This window comes from Branchiibius cervicis (genome assembly GCF_042661605.1).
GTDB lineage: Bacteria > Actinomycetota > Actinomycetes > Actinomycetales > Dermatophilaceae > Branchiibius > Branchiibius cervicis.
This window is the reverse complement of sequence record NZ_JBHSWJ010000002.1, coordinates 3,141,474-3,159,551: the sequence shown is the minus strand read 5'-3', so window position 1 is coordinate 3,159,551 and position 18,078 is coordinate 3,141,474. Positions and strand designations below refer to the sequence as shown.

The window sequence follows — 18,078 nt, the reverse complement described above, 5'->3', positions numbered from 1 at the left end:
TGGCACGCGAACGCAAACACGGCCCGCCCCGTGTGGGGGACGGGCCGTGCGCTGGCGCGGAAGCGGTCAGTCGTTTTCGATGCGCTCGCCGTTGTCGGAGCGGAATAGGTGCACGTGGTCGGGGTTGGGCACGAAGTTGACCACGGAGCCCTTCTCCGGCACGTCGCGGCCGTCGACCCGGGCCACCACGGGCAGCTTCTCGCCGCCGACATCGGTGCGCCCGTAGACGTAGGCGTCCGCGCCGAGTTCCTCGACGACGTCCACCTCGACCGGGATGCCCTCGTGGCCGTCGGCCAGTTTCAAGTCCTCCGGACGTACGCCGAGTGTCACCGTGGAGCCGGCCTCCTGCTTCGCGCCGGGGGTCAGCGGGACCTTCACACCACCGATGTGCAGGCCCTCGTCGGTGACGGGCACCTCGACCAGGTTCATCGACGGGGAGCCGATGAAACCGGCCACGAAGGCGTTGTTCGGGTGGTTGTACATCTGCCGCGGGGTGTCGCACTGCTGCAGCACACCGTCCTTGAGCACCGCGACGCGGTCGCCCATGGTCATGGCCTCGACCTGGTCGTGGGTGACGTAGACGGTGGTGACGCCGAGGCGACGCTGCAACGAGGCGATCTGGGTGCGGGTCTGCACGCGCAGCTTCGCGTCGAGGTTGGACAGTGGCTCGTCCATCAGGAAGACCTGCGGCTGGCGCACGATCGCCCGGCCCATCGCAACGCGCTGGCGCTGTCCGCCGGACAACGCCTTCGGCTTGCGATCGAGGTAGTCGGTGAGGTCGAGGATCTTGGCGGCCTCCTCGACGCGGCTGCGGATCTCGGTCTTGTTGGTGCCGGCGATCTTCAGGGCGAAGCCCATGTTGTCGGCAACCGTCATGTGCGGGTAGAGCGCGTAGTTCTGGAAGACCATCGCGACGTCGCGGTCCTTGGGGGACAGGTTGGTCACGTCGCGATCGCCGATCAGGACGCGTCCGCTGTTCATCTCCTCCAGGCCGGCGAGCATGCGCAGGGAGGTGGACTTACCGCAACCGGAGGGGCCGACCAGGACGAGGAATTCGCCGTCCTGGATCTCGATGTCGAGAGCATCGACGCTGGGCTTGTCGGCGCCCGGGTAGATCCGGGTCGCCTTGTCATAGGTGACAGTGGCCATGCTGAATCAAACTCCTTCACCGGCAGGTACGTGCCGGACGATCCGTAGTGAAGAAACCTCCGCGCCGAATGTGACGCGGAGCACGTCAAAGGTAACGCACGCGCGGCTTCAGCGCGCCAATACCCCGGTCAGTGTCGTCAACGTCTCGGCCACGCCCTGCGGGTCGGCGACCCGGAAGGCCGCCGCCGTGTCGCCGTCGCCGACCTTGATCGTGACGTTCGCCGGGTCGCCCGAGAGCGCTTCGAAGGCGGTCTCGTCGGTCAGGTCGTCACCCAGATAGAGCGTCGCCGCTGCGTCACGTGATGTCGAAAGCGCCTGCAGTGCAGCGCCTTTGGAGACATCGACGACCTGCACCTCCAGGATGCTCTTGCCCGCGATCACCACGACATCTTCCAGGGCAGCGGCCTTCTCCCGCGCGTCGCGCAACGCCGCTACCTCCTGCTCGGCCGGCATACCCCGGGTGTGCAGCACGACTCCTGTCGGTTTGCCCTCGACCCGGGAGCCGGGGTGGGCGGCGGCGACGCCGGCGATGACGGCCTCCGCGGCGTCCAGGCGCTGCCGCGCGGCCGCATCGAACTCCGCCGCGATCAGCTGCGGATCACTGGACTGTGCGCCGTGGGAGCCGATCAGCACGATCGGCTCATCCTCGGCCAACCCGGTCAGATGGCGAAGCGTGGACAGGTCTCGCCCGGACACCAACGCGACGGTGACCTGATCCAGATCGGCCAGGGCGCGAAGGGCGGCCAGTGACGAAGGCAGCGCCCGGGCCGCCATCGGGTCGGCGACGATCGGAGCCAGCACGCCGTCGAAGTCGCTGGCCACGACCAGAGGTGAGCGGGCGGCGTACTCCTTCAGGGCGGCGGTCAGGTCGGTCACCGCGCACCCTCCCCTGCGGGCATCTCCGGTGCCGCCTGCAGACTGGCGAGGAACGCCTCCGCCCAGTGGTGCACGTCGTTGGCGCTCACGGCGCGCCGCATGGACCGCATCCGCTTCCGTCGCTCGTCGGCGGGCGCGTCGATCGCACTGGTGATGGTCTGCTTCAACCGGTCCACGTCGTGCGGGTTGCACAGGTAGGCGCGCTTGAGTTCGCCTGCGGCACCGGCGAACTCACTCAACACGAGGGCGGCGTCGTCGCGCGCACAGGTCACGAACTCCTTGGCGACGAGGTTCATGCCGTCGCGCAGCGGGGTCACCAGTGCGATGTCGGCGGCCGCATAGATGGCAGCCATTTCCTCCTTGGGGAAGGACCGCCGCATGTAGATGACGGGCGTATCGCCGAAGTCGGCGTGGTCACCGTTGATCCGGCCGACCGCCTGCTCGATCTGGCCGCGCAGCACGCGGTAGGCCTGCAGGCGCTCGCGGCTCGGGGTCGCGATCTGCACCAGCCGGGTCTTGTGGGGGTCCAGGCGTTCGTCGGTCAGCAGTTCGCCGTACGCCTTGAGCCGGTGCCGGATGCCCTTGGTGTAGTCGAGACGGTCGACGCCCAGCATCAGGACGTCCGGATCGCCCATCTCGGCGCGGATCTCCTTGGCCCGTTGCATCGTCTCCGGCGAAGTGGCCAGCGCCCGCAGCTCCTCGACGTCGATCGAGATGGGCACCGCCGCCGCCCGCACCCGGCGGCCGTCGGGAGCGGTGACGATCTCCCCCTCACCGTCGAGTGCAGCAACCGGCGGCAGGCCTCCCGGAAGTTGGCGGCGTCCGAGCGGACCTGGAAGCCCAGGAAGTCGGCGCCCAGCAGGCCCTCCAGCAGGGTCTCGCGACCCGGCAGCTGCATGAAGATCTCGACCGGCGGAAACGGAATGTGGTTGAACCAGCCGATCCGCAGGTCCGGCCGGATGGCCCGCAGCAGGGAGGGCACGCGTTGCAACTGGTAGTCGTGCAACCAAACGGTCGCCCCGGGTGCGGCGACCTCACTGACCGCCTCGGCGAATCGCTGGTTGATGCGTTCGTACGACGAGCGCCAGCGTCGCCGGAAGGTCGCCGGCACGATGACGTCGTGGTAGAGCGGCCAGAGCGTGTCGTTGCTGTAGCCCTCGTAGTAGTTGGTGACCTCGTCCTCGCTCAACCCGATCGGCACGAGGTACATACCGTTCTCCTCGAACGGTTCGGGCGGGTCCCCGGCGTCGCCGGACCAGCCGATCCAGGCCGCTTCGCGACCGCGCATCACCGACTCCATGGCGGTCACCAGTCCGCCCGGGCTGCGGTGCCACTCGATGCTGCCGTCCTCGGCAACCTCCTTGTCGACGGGGAGCCGGTTGGCGGCGATCACGAGATCGAAAGTGGGCGAGGTCACCTTCCCAGGATAGGTAGTGGGCGGGACCCTTCCGGGCCTGCCGTTAGCGCTGACACACCTACGTGATCTGCGTTACATTCGAGTATGAGAGTCTCTGAGATCGTCCGCCGCAAGGGCACCGACGTCGTCACCGTCGCGCCCGACGCCACCGTCAAGGACCTGGTCGCTCTCCTGGACGAGCACCGCATCGGCGCAGTCGTGGTGCTCGACGATGATCGCCGCCTCATCGGCATCGTGGGCGAACGCGACATCGTGCGGGGATTGGCGCAGCAGGGCAGCGCCGTCCTCGATCTGCCGGTCAGCTCGTTGATGACCACCCAGGTCGAGACGTGTTCCCCCGGTGACGACGTCCCGGTCCTCGCCGAACGCATGACCAGTCTGCGGATCCGCCACCTGCCGGTGACCTCCGACGACGACGAGCCCGGAGTCCTCGCCATCGTCAGCATCGGCGACATCGTCAAATCCCGTCTGGAGGAGTTGGAGCACGAGCGCAGCCAGTTGGAGAACTACATCTCGCAGTGAGCATCGTCCGTAGGATCGCGGGCGCGCCGAGCGAGCGGTGCGCAACAGCACAGGTCCGCACACGACGTACCGTTGGTCCATGAGCAGCGCGGACGGGCCCGAGGGCTGGCCCGGTGTCGATCCGTACGCGGATCCGACCGCAGCGGCACCCAGCGCCGGGGAGAAGACCGAACCCATCCGTCGCCGGTTGCCCGGTGCCACCACGCAACGGCCGCGGGAGATGCTGGGCGCCTACGAGCTCCTCGATCAGGTCGGCGAGGGCGGGATGGGTGTGGTCTATCGCGCCAAGGCTCCGGACGGGCAGTACGTCGCGCTGAAGGCTCTGCGCCCCTACATCGCCCACGATCCCGACGCCCGGGCGCGTCTTCGCCGCGAGGTCGCATCGCTGCGCCGAGTGCGCGCGCCCGGTGTCGCGGCCCTGCTGGATGCCGACGTGGACGGCCCGCGTCCCTACCTGGTCACCGAGTTCGTCTCGGGGCCGCCACTGGACAAGGTCGTGGCCAACGAGGGCCGGTTCACCGACCGGCGCCTGGCGGATCTGGCGCAGGGTCTGGCCGATGCGCTGGGTGCGATCCACCGCGCGGGAGTCATCCACCGCGACCTCAAACCGGGCAACGTCCTGGTCGGCCGCGACGGGCCGGTGCTGATCGACTTCGGCATCTCGCACGTCGCCGAGGACTCCCGGTTGACGATGACCGGGCTGGTGATGGGCACCCCCGGTTACCTGTCGCCGGAGATGGTCGAAGGCGGCCAGGTCACCCAGGCCGCCGACTGGTGGGGCTGGGCGGCCACCTTGGCGTACGCCGCGTCCGGTACGCCGCCGTTCGGCCGCGGCCAGATGACCGTCGTACTGGACCGGGTGCTGCGCGGCCAGGCCGATCTGAGCGGCGTCGACGAACGTATCCGGCCGTTGCTCGCCTCGGCGCTGTCGCCGGACCCCGCACAACGACCCGGGACCGAGCAGGTGCTGCACGAGCTACGGGTCTACGCCGCCGGCGGCTACACCACCGGGATGCCGGTCACCGCGGCGGCCGTGCCGCACACCGCACCCCTGCGACCGGACACCACCAAGCGGCTGCCTGCGAACGGCGTACCCGCGGCTTTCACGGCCGGGCGGGTCGCGTCGGCGCAACGCCCGCCCGCGCGGGTGCACGCGGCCAACTACTGGGCACCGCCCCCGCCGGCCAACCAGCCGGCACCGGTCAGCCAGCCCGCGCCGGTCAGCCAGCCGGCACCGGTCAGTCGCCCTGGGCCGTCCGACCCCGGATCGGGCGGGCGCCGCGGTCCGGGACGTTGGCCGCGCTGCTGGTCGCGGTGGTGGCGCTGAGCACTGTCGCGCCCGTGGCCGCGTGGGGTGCTGTGCTGATCTGGTCGTTCGCGGCGCGGTGGGTGGACCGGGCCATGACCGCGATGGTGGTGCGCCGGTTCGACGCCGGCCGGCGGTCGACCGACCCGTTGGTGGCCGCCGCCGCCGCGCCGTGGCAGGCCCTGATTGCTGTGATCAGCACGGTGGTGGCCGCGATCCTGCCGCTCATCGTGGGCGTCGCGGGCGCCGTCGCAACGGCACTGGGGGTGGCGGTGCTGCACGGCGGCGACCCGCAGTTGGGCCGGCCGCTACCGATCGCGGTCGGGACACTCCTGGGGACGGCCCTATCCTGGTGGGGGCCCGGGGGCAGGCGCTGCGCCGCGGATCGCGCAGCATCGTGCGCACGATCGCACCGCAACCCGTGATCGGCACGGTGTTCGTGGTCGTGGTTCTCGCGGTGTCGGCCTGGTGCGGGCTGAGGGCGGTCAGTCATTGGACGCAGGGGCCCAGCTGGTGGCCCTATTCCAGCGCTTCCCAGATCCCCGGGTACGACTCAATTCCCACCCTGCCCAGCATGCGCTGAGGAAAATGTCGAACCCATTCACGATGATGCGTAACGATCCGGTATCTTTCGTCGATAGTTCTTGCGGTGGGCAGCTCGCTGGCCACCGGATGACTAGAACCACAACTTCATTTCTGTCCGAGCGCCTGAACGCCGAGCCTCAACCCTCAGGCGCGTAGCCGTACCACCATGGTGCGGTGAGGACGGGGGACCCACCGCCGCATCCGCGGCGTTCGGCCCCGGATCCCGATCCGCGGCCTTGGGGTGAAGCCGGTACGCCGGCCGGGCACCTGACAGCCCGAACCCGACAGCTCACCCCGCAGGCGTTCGTCAGGAAGGATCCTCTTTCGTGCGCTATACCCCTAAGCACGCTGCGCCCAAACAGTCCGTTGCTGCACGTCGGACCGCCACGGCCGTCGCCGTCGGAGCCAGCACCCTCGGCGCCGGCATGATCGCGGGCACCGCCTCGGCCCACGCGGCCACCGTCTCCGTCGCCCCGGCGGTCGCTCCGGCGACCGTCACCGTGAAGGCGGCCAGCTCCGGAGTCAAGCTCGCGGTCGACGGCGTGATCGGCCCGAAGACGACCAGGGCCCTCCAGCGCTGGGTCGGCGTGTCGCAGACCGGCTCAATGAACCTGAGCACTCGCAAGGCCTTGCAGAAGAAGGTCGGCACCACCCGCGACGGTGTGATCGGTCCCAAGACGGTCGCGGCCCTGCAGAAGAAGATCGGTATCTCCCGTGACGGTGCGCGCTACCTCAACGGTCGCACCGTGAAAGGCCTGCAGAGCTACCTCAACCGCACGCTGAAGCTGACCGGTACCGCGCCGGTGTCCAGCTCCAAGCCCACCGGCGGCACCTCCCGCGGCGGTGAGCGCCTGAACCTGGCCCGCGCGGCCATGTGGGACCGCATCGCCTGGTGCGAGTCGGGTCGCCGCTGGGGTCTGGTGGCCTCCAACCGCACCGGTACCTACTACGGCGGTCTGATGATGACTCACGACGCGTGGCGCATCGGCGGTGGGCTGGCGTTCTCCTACAACGCCAACCAGTCCTCCCGCGAGGAGCAGATCACCGTGGCCAACAACCTCTACGCGCAGCTCGGCCTGAAGCCGTGGTCCTGCGCCTGGGCGGCCTGACGGCCCCATCTGTCGACGGCCCCTCGCTTCCGCCGGAGCGAGGGGCCGTCGTGCGCCCGGCCGCTATGTCCCGGGTCGTAGGCCTGCTTCCAGCAGCGCGACGCCGGCCGCGAACTCCGCATCGCGGTCCGCGTCCGGCTCGTCGATCACCCCGAGCCGCGCCGCGAACTCCTGCTGCTGCTCGAAGAACACGAAGCCGAGCACGTAGTGCACGGCGGTGCGCGCGGCCGTCGCTGCCTCGGGCGCTCCCGCGGCTGCGGCCTCGAACAGGGTCAGGGCCGGCATGTCGCTCAGCCCGAGCGCGTAGGAGCTGTAGACCAGTTCCGCACCGTCGCGGTGGGTGAGCAGCGCGTCGCGGAACGCCTGCGCCGCCTGCTGGAGGCTCGTGGCGTCGCTGTCGCTCAGCGGTGCCAGGATGCGCTGGCTGACCGCGGCCAGCAGCGACTGTTTGTTGGGAAAGTGCCAGTAGAGCGCGCTGGGCTGAAGATCGAGGTAATCCGCGATCCGGCGCATCGACAGACCCGGTAGGCCGTGGCTGCTCAAGATCTCGAGCGCGGCATCGACCACGTCGTCCGCGGTGCGGCGGGCGGTTGCGGGGCCGGCGGGCATGCGGCTACCGTACCTGAACAGTGTTCACCTGAATGGTGTTCAGGAAGCGTGCAACCGGAGGTCCCCATGAGTCTCGATGCCACCCACAACGCGGCGATCGCCGTCCCGCGCAGCAAGGTGCGGGTCCTGGCCGACGTGCTGCCCGGCGGGCTGGCCCGCGACGTCGTGCTGGTCGCGGCGACGGTGCTGTTGCTGATCGGTGCGGGCCAGGTGACGATTCCGCTGCCATGGACCCCGGTGCCGCTGTCGCTGGGGACCTTCGCCGTGATCGCCTCGGGTGCGGCACTGGGCTCGGTGCGTGGTTTCGCATCCGTGGCCATCTACTTCGCGGCCGGTATCGCGGGTGCGCCGGTGTTCGCCCAGCACACCAGCGGCTGGAATTTTGCGTCCTTCGGCTACCTGATCGGGATGCTGGTCGCCTCGCCGTTGGTGGGCTACCTGGCCGAGCGCGGCTGGTCGCGGACCATCTCGACGATGGCCGTCTCCGCGGCCATCGGCTCGCTGGTCGTCTACGCGTTCGGCGTGCCGTGGCTGATGCATTTCGCGGGCGTCGACTTCGGCACGGGCCTCTCGCTGGGCGTGACCCCGTTCCTGATCGGTGACGGACTCAAAATCGCCGCGATCGCACTGCTGCTGCCAGCAGGTTGGAAGTTGCTGGACCGCCGCTGAGGCGAGTCAGCCCCGCTCGTCGTACGCCCTGTTGGCCCGCTCGACCTGCGGTACGTGCGTTTCCGCCCATTCGCGGACTGCGCTCAGCGGCTCCAGCAGTGAGCGGCCGAGCGGGGTGAGGCGATACTCGACGTACGGCGGGTGGCCGCCCTTGTCGACGCGAGCGACCAGTCCGTCGTACTCCAGGGCCCGCAACGTCTCCGTGAGCACCTTGGCAGTGATGCCCTCGATGTGCTTCTTCAACTCGGTGAAGCGCAGCGGCCGGTCCGCCAGTGCCGTCACTACGAAGACGGTCCAGCGGGCCCCGATGCGGTGCAGCACCACTCGGCTCGGGCAGGTGGGCGCCATCACGTCGTACGCCTTGGCCATGTCGGATCATTCCTGGTCGGAGTCGGTTTCGTTGTAGATACCGGTATCAAATAGATACCGTCTTGCCCGACAGCGTATCCGCAACGAAGGAGAAGACGATGACGGACCTGACCGGCCAGAGGGTGCTCGTGATCGGCGGCGGTAAGAATCTCGGCCTGGCTATCGCGCAGAAGGCGGCGGCGCTCGGCGCGGACGTGACGATTGGCGTACGTTCGTTGCGCGAGGTCGCTGAAGGCTTCCAGGTGCTTCACCTGGATATCACCGACGAGGACTCGATTGCCGCTGCGGCAGCGGAATTGGGCCCGGTCGACCACATCGTGTCGACGGCGGCGGCCCACCACAACGTGCCGGTGGCGGAGCTGGACAAGACCGCCGCGCTGACCGCCTTCGACGCCAAGGTCGTGGGTCCGTTGCTGGTGGCCAAGCACTTCGACGTGACCGGGTCCATCGTGCTCTTCAGCGGGGTGGCCGCGTGGAAACCGGCGCCGGGCTACAGCATCATGGGGATCACCAACGGGGCGGTCGCCTTCGCCGTGTCGCACCTGGCCAAGGAGTTGGCGCCGGTGCGGGTCAACGCCGTTTCGCCGGGGATCATCGACTCCGGCTCCCACGACGCGATGCCGGAGGCGCAGCGCGACGCGTTCTTCGAGCAGGTCGCGCGGGGGAATCTCGCCGGCCGGGTCGGGCGCACCGAGGACATCGTGGAAGCGGTCGTGTGGCTGTGGGGCGCGAGTTTCGTCAGCGGCGAGACGATCCACGTCGAGGGCGGTGCCCGCTCCGCGTGAGACTCAGGGCAGGGTCTTGATCGACGCCTCGAGGACGGCGCCCCATTCGGCCGCGATCTGTCTGCGGCGCCGTGAGTCGTCGGTCAGGACGTCCGCCAGGCCGAGGCCACGAGCCAGGTCCAGGGTGGCCTGGATCAGTCGGTGGGTGGCGGGGTCGGAATCGTCGGCGTCCAGCAGCCGTACCGCCATCTCGTGGGTACCGCGGCCCAGCCGGCGTTCCAGCGGCACCAACCGATCGCGCAGGGCGTCGTCGGCCGCGGCCGCGGTCCACACCTGCAGCGCCGCCTTGAAGAAGTCGTCGGCGTAGTACTCGATGAGCACGCTCACCGCGCGCCGCTGCCGGTCCGGGCCCTGCAGATCGGTCTCCAGCGTGCTGATCGCTTCACGGCGGCGCTCGAAGATGTAGTCCAGCGCCGCGAAGTTCAGATCCTCCCTGGTGGGGAAGTGGTGCTGGGCCGCACCGCGGCTGATGCCGGCCTGCGCGGCGATGTTCGCGACGGTTGCGTTGTCCCAGCCGTCGCGGGCCAGCACGGTGATCGCAGCCTGCAGCAACCGCTGGCGCGTGGCGCGGCTGCGATCCTGCTTCGGCTCGCGCACCTCGCGCTCGGCGGTCGTCACCTCGCCCACCGCGGTGGTCGCTTCTCCAGGAACGCAGCCATTCCTTCGCGTGCCTCTTCGCTGGCGAACAGCCGCGCCGACTGCTCGACGACGATCTCCCGGTTGGCGTCGAACCTCTGCAGCAGGGAGCGATTCAGCAGCAGCTTGGTCTCCGCCAGACCCTGGGGTGAGCACTTGAGCAGGTCCGTGAGCACCCCGCGCGTGGCGCCGTCGACATCCGCCGAGTCGGGTACGGCGTGAGTCACCCAGCCGCGCTCTGCACCTTCCAGCGCGGTCAGAACCCGTCCCGTGAGCGCAAGGTCCGCCGCGTCACGGGAGGTCAACCTCGGTAACACGGTCAGTGAGATCACGGACGGGGCCAGACCCAGTCGCGCTTCGGTCAGCGCGAAGGTGGTCCGTGGACCCGCGACCACGATGTCGCATGCTCCGACCAGGCCCATGCCGCCGGCTCTCACGTGTCCGTCGAGGCGCCCGACGATCGGTTTACCCAGCGATAGCATCGCCCGCAGCAGGTCAGCCAGCGCTTGGCCGCGTGCGGTCACCGGATCCGCGCCCGGGGGCAACGACGAGGCCGAGGAGAGGTCTGCCCCGGCGCAGAAGGTGCCGCCACTGTGGGTCAGGACGACAACTCGGACGTCCACAGCCGAATCAGCCTGTTGCAGCGCCGAATTCAGCGATTCAACCAGCGGGTCGGAGAGGGCGTTGCGATTGTGCGGCGAGTCCAGCGTGATCGTCGCGATGCCGTCGGCCACTTCGTAGTGGACCAGCTCCTCACTCATCGCCCACCACGGCCAGCACGGCGCCCGGTTCGACCTGTGTGCCCTGGGCGACCAGTCGGGTCACCAGGCCGTCGGCGGTGGCGAGCACGGCGTGTTCCATTTTCATCGCCTCCAGCCACAACAGGGGCTGCCCCTGTGTGACGGTGTCGCCTTCGCTCACCGCGACCCGGGAGACCACTCCCGGCATCGGTGCCACCAGGGATCCAGGGGTCGCCAGTGTCGATGGGTCGACGAACCGGGGGACCACATCCAGCGTGAGTGAACCGTCCGGGCCCTGCACGTGTACCCGTTGGTCATCTCGCACCGTCGAACGGCCGACGCGGTAGCGGGTGCGCAGCCCGGCCTGCTGCACTTCGACCGCATCCGCAGAAGCGGACACGATGCGCAACTCATCCAGCGACGGGGACGTGATCACCACCCCATCACGGGTGAACCGGTAGCTCACAGTGATCTCGTCGTCGTCGCCGCGACGGTAGCTGCGAGTCTGTGGTGCGGACACCACGTTGCGCCAGCCGGACGGGAGATCGGCATCCACCACGGCGGCAGACCGCTCCATGGCCGCGTCCGCGACCGCCGCGACCACTGCGGCCAATGGCGCAGAGAGTTGCTGACCGCGCGTGAGGTCGGCCGGATCGTGATGGGCGAAGTAGCCGGTGTCGAACTCGCCGGAAAGGAACTCCGGGTCGCGCAACACGCCGACCAGTAGGTCCCGGTTCGTGACGACACCCTCGATCACGCTGTCCTGCAGAGTTTTCGCCAGCAAGCGGCAGGCTTCGAGTCGGGTCGGCGCGGTGGCGATGACCTTGGCCAGCATCGGGTCGTAGTGCACTCCGATGGTGTCGCCGGCCTCGGTGCCGGAGTCCAGACGGATGCCCCGTGTGGGAGTGAGGGTGAACCGCTCGGTCACGCCCGGGACGGCAAAGCCGGACATCGTGCCGGACTGCGGCTGCCAGTCGGCGCCCGGGTCCTCGGCGTAGAGCCGGGCCTCGATGGACCAGCCGTGCATCGCCGGTTCGTCACCGATCAGCGGCAACCCGGTGGCGACGTCCAGTTGGAGGCCGACCAGGTCCAGACCGGTGACGTTCTCGGTCACCGGGTGCTCGACCTGCAGGCGGGTGTTCATCTCCAGGAAGAAGAACTCCCCGTCGTGGTCGGCGAGGAACTCCACCGTGCCGGCCCCCACGTAATCGACGGCTTTGGCGGCGGCCCGGGCCGCGTCGTACAGGCGATCGCGCATGCCCTGGCCCACCCGCTCGACCAGGGGGACGGTGCTTCCTCGAACACCTTCTGGTGGCGGCGCTGGATCGAGCACTCGCGCTCGCCGACCGCCCACACGGTGCCATGCGTGTCGGCCATGACCTGCACTTCGATATGCCGGCCGGTCTCGACGTACCGCTCGCAGAACACCGTCTCGTCGCCGAAGGCCGACTTTGCCTCCCGCGCCGCCGTTTCGATCTCGCCGGGTAGATCGGCCAATGAGCGTACGACGCGCATCCCGCGGCCGCCGCCGCCCGCCGACGCCTTGATCAGGACCGGCAGATCCTTCTGCGTCACGGAATCCGGCTGCAACCGGGTCAGGACGGGGACGCCGGCGTCGGCCATCATCGCCTTGGACTCGATCTTGGAGCCCATGGCGGCGATCGCGGCGGGCGGGGGCCGAGCCAGACCAGGCCGGCGTCCAGCACGGATTGGGCGAAATCGGCGTTCTCCGAGAGGAATCCGTAGCCCGGGTGGATCGCGTGGGCGCCCGCGGTGAGCGCGGCGGCGATCACCAGGTCACCGCGCAGGTAGGTGTCGGCGGGCGCTGACCCTGGCAAGTGCACTGCGCGGTCCGCCTCGCGGACGAACGCGGCATCCCGGTCGGCGTCGGAGAAGACGGCCACGGTCTCGATGCCACGATCACGGCAGGTGCGGAAGACCCGGCGGGCGATCTCACCGCGGTTGGCGACAAGCACCCTGCCGATGGGGGCGGTACTGATGGTCGGTGAATACACGGGCGGGCCTCACATCCGGAAGACACCGAACTCGCCGGTGCCTTCCACTGGTGCGGAGTGGATTGCGGACAGGGTCATGCCCAGGACGGTGCGGGTGTCACGCGGGTCGATGATCCCGTCGTCGTAGACCATCCCGGACAGGACCAAGGGCAGGGATTCGGCGTCGATCTGGTGCTCGATCGCGGCCTTGATCGCCAGGGCGCCTTCGTCGTCGAACGGTTTGCCCTGCGCCTCGGCGGACGCCTTCGACACGTTGTAGGTCACCTCGGCCAACTGCTGGGCACCCATCACCGAGGATCGGGCGCTCGGCCAGGTGAACAGGAAGCGCGGATCATAGGGACGACCGCACATGCCGTAATGCCCTGCACCGTAGGAGGATCCGAGCAGGATCGAGATATGCGGGACCGTGGAGTTGGACACCGCGTTGATCATCATCGCGCCGTGCTTGATGATGCCGCGCTGCTCGTAGTCCTTGCCGACCATGTAGCCGGTCGTGTTGTGCAGGAAGAGCAAGGGGGTGTTGTAGCGGTTGGCCAACTGGATGAATTGCGTTGCCTTCAGGGCGTCCTCGTTGAAGAGTGCGCCGCGGGCGTTGGCCAGGATCCCGATCGGGTAACCGTGCACGTCGGCCCAGCCGGTCACCAGCGACGTGCCGAAGAGCGGTTTGAACTCATCGAAGTCGGAGTCGTCCACGACTCGCGCGATGACCTCCTTGGGATCGAACGGCACCTTCAGGTCCGGCGGTACGACGCCCAGCAACTCGTTCTCGTCGTAGCGCGGCGCCGGGGCCACCGGCCGCGGCTTCGGTCCGGCCTTCTTCCAGTTCAACCGGCCGACGATCAGCCGCCCGATCCGGCAGGCGTCCTGCTCGTCCTCGGCGAAGTAGTCGGCCAGTCCCGAGACCCGCGAGTGCATCTCAGCACCGCCGAGCTCCTCGTCGTTGCTGATCTCCCCGGTGGCGGCCTTCACCAACGGCGGACCGGCCAAGAACACCTTGGAACGCTCCTTGATCATCACGATGTGATCGCTCATCCCGGGCAGGTAAGCCCCGCCGGCCGTGGAGTTACCGAAGACCAGGGCGATGGTCGGGATGCCGGCTTTGGACAGGTTGGTGAGGTTCTTGAACGACCGGCCGCCGGGGATGAAGATCTCCAGCTGCCGCGGCAGATCCGCGCCGCCGGACTCCACCAACGAGATGACGGGCAACCGGTTCTCCAGGGCAATCGTCTGCAGCCGCAGCGACTTGCGCATCGCCCAGGGGTTTGTGGCACCGCCCTTCACGGTCGGGTCGGTGGCCACGATCATGCACTCGACGCCGTTGACGACACCGATCCCGCCGGCAATGCTGCCGCCGACGGTGAACTCGCTGCCGTATCCGGCCAGCGGGCACAACTCCAGGAAGGGCGAGTCGCGGTCCAGAAGTAACTCGATGCGAGCCCGGGCGGTCAGCTTGCCTCGGGAGGCGTGCCGGGCGTTCGAGCGTTCTCCGCCACCGTCGACGGCCTTGGCCAGCTCGCCGTCGATCTCGACCAGCTTCTCCTGCATCGCAGCGACGTTGGCGGCGTACTCCGGACTGGCGGTGTCCAGCGCAGACTTCAGGGTGGTCACGCGGTCAGCCCCAGGTTGCGGGCGGCCAACTGCCGCAGAATCTCCACCGTGCCGCCGCCGATGCCGAGGATACGCATGTCGCGGTACTGCCGTTCGACCTCGCCCTCGGTGAGGTAACCCATGCCGCCGAACAGCTGGACGGCACGGTCAGCCACCCACTCGCCGTACTCCGTGGCGGTGTTCTTGGCGAAGCAGACCCGCGGGATCAGGTCGGTGGTGTCACCGGACTCCGCCTGGTCGACCACCGCATGGGTGTAGGTACGGGCAAGGTCGATCTTGCGGGCCATCTCCGCGAGGGTGTCCTGCACCGACAGCCGGCTGATCAGCGGCTCACCGAAGGTGACCCGGTCACGGCACCACTGAACGGTGAGATCCAGGCAGCGCTGAGCGTGCGAATACGCTTGCGCCGCAAGCCAGATCCGCTCACTGACGAAGTGGGCGCCGATCTGGGCGAAGCCGGTGTTCTCCTCGCCGACCAAGTGCCGGACGGGCACGCGCACGTCCTCGAAACTGAGCTCGGCGGTGTCAGAGCAGTGCCAGCCCATCTTCTGCAGCTTCTTGCTGACGGTGAAGCCGGGCATTCCCTTCTCGATCACCAGCAACGACACGCCCCGCGCGCGAGGCAGCTCGGGGCCGCCGGTGCGCACGGCCGTCACGACGAAGTCGGCGCGGGTGCCGGAGGTGATGAACGTCTTGGCGCCGTTGACGACGTACTCATCACCGTCACGGCGGGCGGTCGTGCGCAGACCGCCCACGTCGGAGCCGCCGCCCGGCTCGGTGATGGCCAGGGAGCCGATGATGTCGCCGTCCAGCGCGGGACGCACCCAGCGGTCGATCTGCCAGGGGTCACCGGCCGCGATCAGGTGCGGCACGTTGATGCCGGTGGTGATCATGCTCGCCGGGACGCCGCCTGCCGCACCGGCTTCCAGGAGTGCCTCGGTCACCGTGACCGAAGCGCGCAGACCGCCGCCGCCACCGCCGACCTCCTCGGGGTACCCCGCACCCATCAGGCCGAGCGCGCCGGCCTTTTTGGACAGCTCGCGGGGCAGCTCACCGTCCTGCTCCCACTGATCCTGGTAGGGCAGGATCTGGTCCTTGGTGAATCGGGTGACGGTGTCACGCAACGCGCGCAACTCGTCGGTCTGCCAGGGGTTCTGGTCTTTTCCGGGCACGTCAGGCTCCTTCGGGCAGCAGGGATGTGGGGATGTCGAGGTAGCGGCCGCGCAACCATTCGCCGAGGCCCTTGGCCTGCGGGTCGAAGCGGGCCTGATAGGCGACGCCCTCGCCGAGGATGTCCTCGATGAGGAAGTTCACGGCCCGCAGGCTCGGGAAGACGGTGCGGTGAATCGTCAGATCGGCTGTCTCGGGCAGTAGTTCCCGGACCTTGTCGGTCGTCAGCGTGTTGGCCAGCCAGGCGAACCCAGCGTCATCGCGTGCCCACACGCCGATGTTGGCGCTGCCGCCCTTGTCTCCGCTGCGGGCACCGGCGACCCGGCCCAGCGGTGCCCGCACCGTGTCGCCGGTGGGCGGGGTCGGCAGGCGCACCGGCTCGATCGCGGTCTCGGTCAGGTAGGCACCGGGAGCGTCGACGATCTGCTGGGTGCCGTCCGGCAACGTGACGCGGTGCTCGACCTCTTCCTGGGGGATGAACCCGGGTGTGAAGACGCCGTACGCCGTGGCGTCCGCCGGCGGGGTCATCGAGTGGAACCCGGGGTAGCTGGCCAGTGCGATTTCGACACCGGCATTACTGAAGGCCCGACCGACGACCTTCGGGTCCTTGTCACGCGCGGTGACGATCAGTTTGGCGGAGGCTCCTTCTTCGGTGTCCGCGTCCGCCTGTGTGGTCTTGGTCAGCTCCCAATCGATCTGCGCTGGTTTGGTTTTCAGTGCCTGCTCGAAGCCGCGTCGGGCCAGATCCGCCTTGGCCTCGATGTCCAGCCCGGTGAGCACCATGGCCACCTGGTTGCGGAACCCGCCGAGAGCGTTGCACGACACCTTCAGGGTTGCCGGTGGCGCTTCACCGGTCACCGCCTCCACCAGGACGCGGTCGGCTCCCTCCTGGGACAAGCGGATGCTGTCGAGCCGGGTGGTGACGTCGGGGCCGTAGTAGCGCTCGGAGCCGATCTCGTAGAGCAACTGCGCCGTGACGGTGTCCACGGTGACGGCGCCGGCGGTGCCGGGGTGCTTGGTGATGACGCTGCTGCCATCGGCGCGAATCTCGGCAATCGGGAATCCGGGGTGCAGCAGGTCGGCGATCTCGGTGAAGAAGGCGAAGTTGCCGCCGGTGGCCTGAGTGCCGCACTCGATGATGTGACCGGCCACCGTCGCCCCAGCCAGCGCATCGTAATCGTCTCGGCCCCAATCGAATCGGGCGATCGCGGGACCGATGATGACCGAGGCGTCGGTGACCCGGCCGCTGATGACGACGTTGGCTCCCGAGCGCACTCCTTCGGCGATCCCGAACGCTCCGAGGTAGGCGTTGGCCGCCAGGGACTCGGGCAGGCCGAGCTGCGCGGCGCGGTCGGTCACGTCGTCGCCATCGACGTACGCCACGGTGGCACCCAGGCCCAGGCGCTCGGACAGCTCGTGGATCGCCGCCGCCAGCCCGGCCGGGTTCTGCCCGCCCGCGTTACTCACGATTTGCACGCCCTCGTCGATCGCCAGGCCGAGGCACTCCTCGAGTTGGCGAAGGAACGTCTTGGCGTAGCCCAGCGAGGGATCCTTGGCTTTGTCCCGGCCCAGGATCAGCATGGTCAGCTCAGCCAGGTAGTCGCCGGTGAGTACGTCGAGCGGACCTCCTCCAGCATCTCGCGCATGGCGCTGATCCGGTCGCCGTAGAAGCCGGAACAGTTGCCCACTCGCAGGGCGTCGGTCATTGGGTCACCTCCGTGGTGTGTGCGGCGCGCACGGCCGCTTTGGGTGCGCCGGCGAAAGCCTGCGCAATGGTGAGCCACTCGGTTGCGACCCCGGGTGTGGCGGCGAGGGCCAGGTCCGGCAGCTCGCGGCGCTGCGTGACGGCCAGGCAGAAGTCCTCCGCGGGTCCGGTGATGCGATCGGTCGCGTCCTGCGGCCCCCAGACCCACAGCTCACCTGACGGCGCGGTCAGTTCCACAAGCGGTTCGGCGGCGGGCAACGGGAGGTCGTTGATCGCGTAGGCGAAAGTGCGGGTCCGCACCCCCAGGTGGGCGATGTCCTTCAAGCGATCGGTGGGCACTCGACGTACGCCGAGTGCGTCCGCCACGTCCTGGCCGTGCGCCCACGTCTCCATCAGTCGTGCCGTCGCCATCGAACGGGGCTTCATGGGCGGGCCGAACCAGGGGATGGCGGTGTCCGGGGGCAGGTGCTCCAGCGCTACGGCCAGCTTCGAGCGCCCGGCTCGCCATTGCGAAAGCAATTGCGCGACAGGCAAATTCGCCCGTTGCGCGGCTGTTATGTCCGTGAAGTGCAACGGGTCGGTAGCGGCTTCAGCCACGACTGCGCCGAAGGAGTCCGGATCGGTCACCGCGGTCAGGGCGACCTCGTCGGTCCAGGCCAGGTGGCCGATCTGATGGGCGATGCTCCACCCGGCTGCGGGCGTCGCCAGCCGCCATTGGTCGGGGGTCAGGTCAGCCACCAGGCGGTCCAGCTCGTCGCCCTCGGCGATGAGGTGATCCACGGTACTCATGAGGGCTGACGTTGCCACA

Annotated in this window: 22 protein-coding genes and 1 riboswitch; of the genes, 6 read left to right on the top strand and 16 right to left on the bottom strand. The window is 68.8% G+C overall.

The annotated features are described in order from the left end of the window. Window positions 1–66 precede the first annotated feature (66 nt). The 4 genes from ACFQBT_RS16340 to ACFQBT_RS16325 all read right to left on the bottom strand — a co-directional run bounded on the left by ACFQBT_RS16340 (window position 67) and on the right by ACFQBT_RS16325 (window position 3,442). Window positions 67–1,149 carry an ABC transporter ATP-binding protein gene (locus ACFQBT_RS16340; RefSeq protein WP_377824299.1) on the bottom strand — a complete coding sequence of 361 codons (1,083 nt, stop codon included), beginning with the start codon at window positions 1,147–1,149 and terminating at the stop codon, window positions 67–69. A gap of 108 nt (window positions 1,150–1,257) precedes the next feature. Beyond that, the gene (gene otsB / locus ACFQBT_RS16335; RefSeq protein WP_377824297.1) at window positions 1,258–2,025 is read right to left on the bottom strand and encodes a trehalose-phosphatase; all 768 of its coding nucleotides are present in this window, start codon (window positions 2,023–2,025) and stop codon (window positions 1,258–1,260) included. After that, window positions 2,022–2,747, bottom strand: a complete 726-nt coding sequence (locus tag ACFQBT_RS16330; protein ID WP_377824295.1) for a trehalose-6-phosphate synthase — start codon at window positions 2,745–2,747, stop codon at window positions 2,022–2,024. Before ACFQBT_RS16330 ends, otsB begins: the two co-directional genes overlap by 4 nt. After that, on the bottom strand, window positions 2,639–3,442 hold the full coding sequence (locus tag ACFQBT_RS16325; RefSeq protein WP_377824293.1) for an alpha,alpha-trehalose-phosphate synthase (UDP-forming): 804 nt from the start codon (window positions 3,440–3,442) through the stop codon (window positions 2,639–2,641). Before ACFQBT_RS16325 ends, ACFQBT_RS16330 begins: the two co-directional genes overlap by 109 nt. An 84-nt stretch (window positions 3,443–3,526) precedes the next feature. Between ACFQBT_RS16325 and ACFQBT_RS16320 the strand changes: the two genes are divergently transcribed. From ACFQBT_RS16320 to ACFQBT_RS16305, 4 genes are all read left to right on the top strand, one after another. Continuing rightward, the gene (locus ACFQBT_RS16320) at window positions 3,527–3,964 is read left to right on the top strand and encodes a CBS domain-containing protein (protein ID WP_377824291.1); all 438 of its coding nucleotides are present in this window, start codon (window positions 3,527–3,529) and stop codon (window positions 3,962–3,964) included. A gap of 79 nt (window positions 3,965–4,043) precedes the next feature. Continuing rightward, the gene (locus ACFQBT_RS16315) at window positions 4,044–5,291 is read left to right on the top strand and encodes a serine/threonine-protein kinase (protein ID WP_377824289.1); all 1,248 of its coding nucleotides are present in this window, start codon (window positions 4,044–4,046) and stop codon (window positions 5,289–5,291) included. Beyond that, on the top strand, window positions 5,258–5,695 hold the full coding sequence (locus ACFQBT_RS16310; protein ID WP_377824287.1) for a hypothetical protein: 438 nt from the start codon (window positions 5,258–5,260) through the stop codon (window positions 5,693–5,695). Before ACFQBT_RS16315 ends, ACFQBT_RS16310 begins: the two co-directional genes overlap by 34 nt. 304 nt (window positions 5,696–5,999) lie before the next feature. Further along, window positions 6,000–6,173, top strand: a riboswitch (cyclic di-AMP (ydaO/yuaA leader). A gap of 8 nt (window positions 6,174–6,181) precedes the next feature. Continuing rightward, window positions 6,182–6,964: a transglycosylase family protein gene (locus ACFQBT_RS16305; protein WP_377824285.1), complete on the top strand. Its 783-nt coding sequence runs from the start codon at window positions 6,182–6,184 to the stop codon at window positions 6,962–6,964. Between the two features lie 63 nt (window positions 6,965–7,027). Here ACFQBT_RS16305 and ACFQBT_RS16300 read toward each other — a convergent pair whose 3' ends face one another. After that, entirely contained in the window at window positions 7,028–7,573 is a 546-nt protein-coding gene (locus ACFQBT_RS16300; RefSeq protein WP_377824284.1) for a TetR family transcriptional regulator, read from the bottom strand. A 66-nt stretch (window positions 7,574–7,639) separates the two neighbouring features. Here ACFQBT_RS16300 and ACFQBT_RS16295 point away from each other — a divergent pair, with 66 nt between their 5' ends. Next, window positions 7,640–8,242, top strand: coding sequence for a biotin transporter BioY (locus ACFQBT_RS16295; protein WP_377824282.1), 603 nt, complete (start codon window positions 7,640–7,642; stop codon window positions 8,240–8,242). A 6-nt stretch (window positions 8,243–8,248) separates the two neighbouring features. Here the strand turns inward: ACFQBT_RS16295 and ACFQBT_RS16290 are convergent, their stop codons facing one another. Continuing rightward, complete coding sequence (locus ACFQBT_RS16290; RefSeq protein ID WP_377824280.1) at window positions 8,249–8,611, bottom strand: winged helix-turn-helix transcriptional regulator; 363 nt, start codon at window positions 8,609–8,611, stop codon at window positions 8,249–8,251. A gap of 98 nt (window positions 8,612–8,709) precedes the next feature. Between ACFQBT_RS16290 and ACFQBT_RS16285 the strand changes: the two genes are divergently transcribed. Beyond that, complete coding sequence (locus ACFQBT_RS16285; RefSeq protein ID WP_377824278.1) at window positions 8,710–9,396, top strand: SDR family oxidoreductase; 687 nt, start codon at window positions 8,710–8,712, stop codon at window positions 9,394–9,396. A 3-nt stretch (window positions 9,397–9,399) separates the two neighbouring features. Here the strand turns inward: ACFQBT_RS16285 and ACFQBT_RS16280 are convergent, their stop codons facing one another. From ACFQBT_RS16280 to ACFQBT_RS16235, 10 genes are read right to left on the bottom strand one after another with little or no spacing between them, the layout of a single operon-like run. Further along, entirely contained in the window at window positions 9,400–10,014 is a 615-nt protein-coding gene (locus tag ACFQBT_RS16280; protein WP_377824276.1) for a TetR/AcrR family transcriptional regulator, read from the bottom strand. Beyond that, on the bottom strand, window positions 10,011–10,793 hold the full coding sequence (locus tag ACFQBT_RS16275; RefSeq protein ID WP_377824274.1) for an enoyl-CoA hydratase family protein: 783 nt from the start codon (window positions 10,791–10,793) through the stop codon (window positions 10,011–10,013). The genes ACFQBT_RS16280 and ACFQBT_RS16275 overlap by 4 nt, the downstream gene beginning before the upstream one ends. Further along, window positions 10,786–12,030, bottom strand: a complete 1,245-nt coding sequence (locus ACFQBT_RS16270) for an ATP-binding protein (protein ID WP_377824272.1) — start codon at window positions 12,028–12,030, stop codon at window positions 10,786–10,788. Before ACFQBT_RS16270 ends, ACFQBT_RS16275 begins: the two co-directional genes overlap by 8 nt. Further along, on the bottom strand, window positions 11,913–12,425 hold the full coding sequence (locus ACFQBT_RS16265) for an ATP-binding protein (RefSeq protein ID WP_377824271.1): 513 nt from the start codon (window positions 12,423–12,425) through the stop codon (window positions 11,913–11,915). The genes ACFQBT_RS16270 and ACFQBT_RS16265 overlap by 118 nt, the downstream gene beginning before the upstream one ends. Next, complete coding sequence (locus tag ACFQBT_RS16260) at window positions 12,395–12,748, bottom strand: biotin carboxylase N-terminal domain-containing protein (protein WP_377824270.1); 354 nt, start codon at window positions 12,746–12,748, stop codon at window positions 12,395–12,397. The genes ACFQBT_RS16265 and ACFQBT_RS16260 overlap by 31 nt, the downstream gene beginning before the upstream one ends. Window positions 12,749–12,796: 48 nt before the next feature. Beyond that, window positions 12,797–14,395, bottom strand: coding sequence for an acyl-CoA carboxylase subunit beta (locus ACFQBT_RS16255; RefSeq protein ID WP_377824268.1), 1,599 nt, complete (start codon window positions 14,393–14,395; stop codon window positions 12,797–12,799). Next, window positions 14,392–15,567: an acyl-CoA dehydrogenase family protein gene (locus ACFQBT_RS16250; protein ID WP_377824266.1), complete on the bottom strand. Its 1,176-nt coding sequence runs from the start codon at window positions 15,565–15,567 to the stop codon at window positions 14,392–14,394. The genes ACFQBT_RS16255 and ACFQBT_RS16250 overlap by 4 nt, the downstream gene beginning before the upstream one ends. A 1-nt stretch (window position 15,568) precedes the next feature. Next, window positions 15,569–17,146 (bottom strand): acyclic terpene utilization AtuA family protein, encoded by a 1,578-nt coding sequence (locus ACFQBT_RS16245; protein WP_377824265.1) that lies wholly within the window; start codon window positions 17,144–17,146, stop codon window positions 15,569–15,571. Between the two features lie 2 nt (window positions 17,147–17,148). Beyond that, window positions 17,149–17,271 (bottom strand): hypothetical protein, encoded by a 123-nt coding sequence (locus tag ACFQBT_RS16240; protein WP_377824263.1) that lies wholly within the window; start codon window positions 17,269–17,271, stop codon window positions 17,149–17,151. Further along, complete coding sequence (locus ACFQBT_RS16235) at window positions 17,268–18,059, bottom strand: TIGR03084 family metal-binding protein (RefSeq protein WP_377824261.1); 792 nt, start codon at window positions 18,057–18,059, stop codon at window positions 17,268–17,270. Before ACFQBT_RS16235 ends, ACFQBT_RS16240 begins: the two co-directional genes overlap by 4 nt. Between the last annotated feature and the right edge of the window lie 19 nt (window positions 18,060–18,078).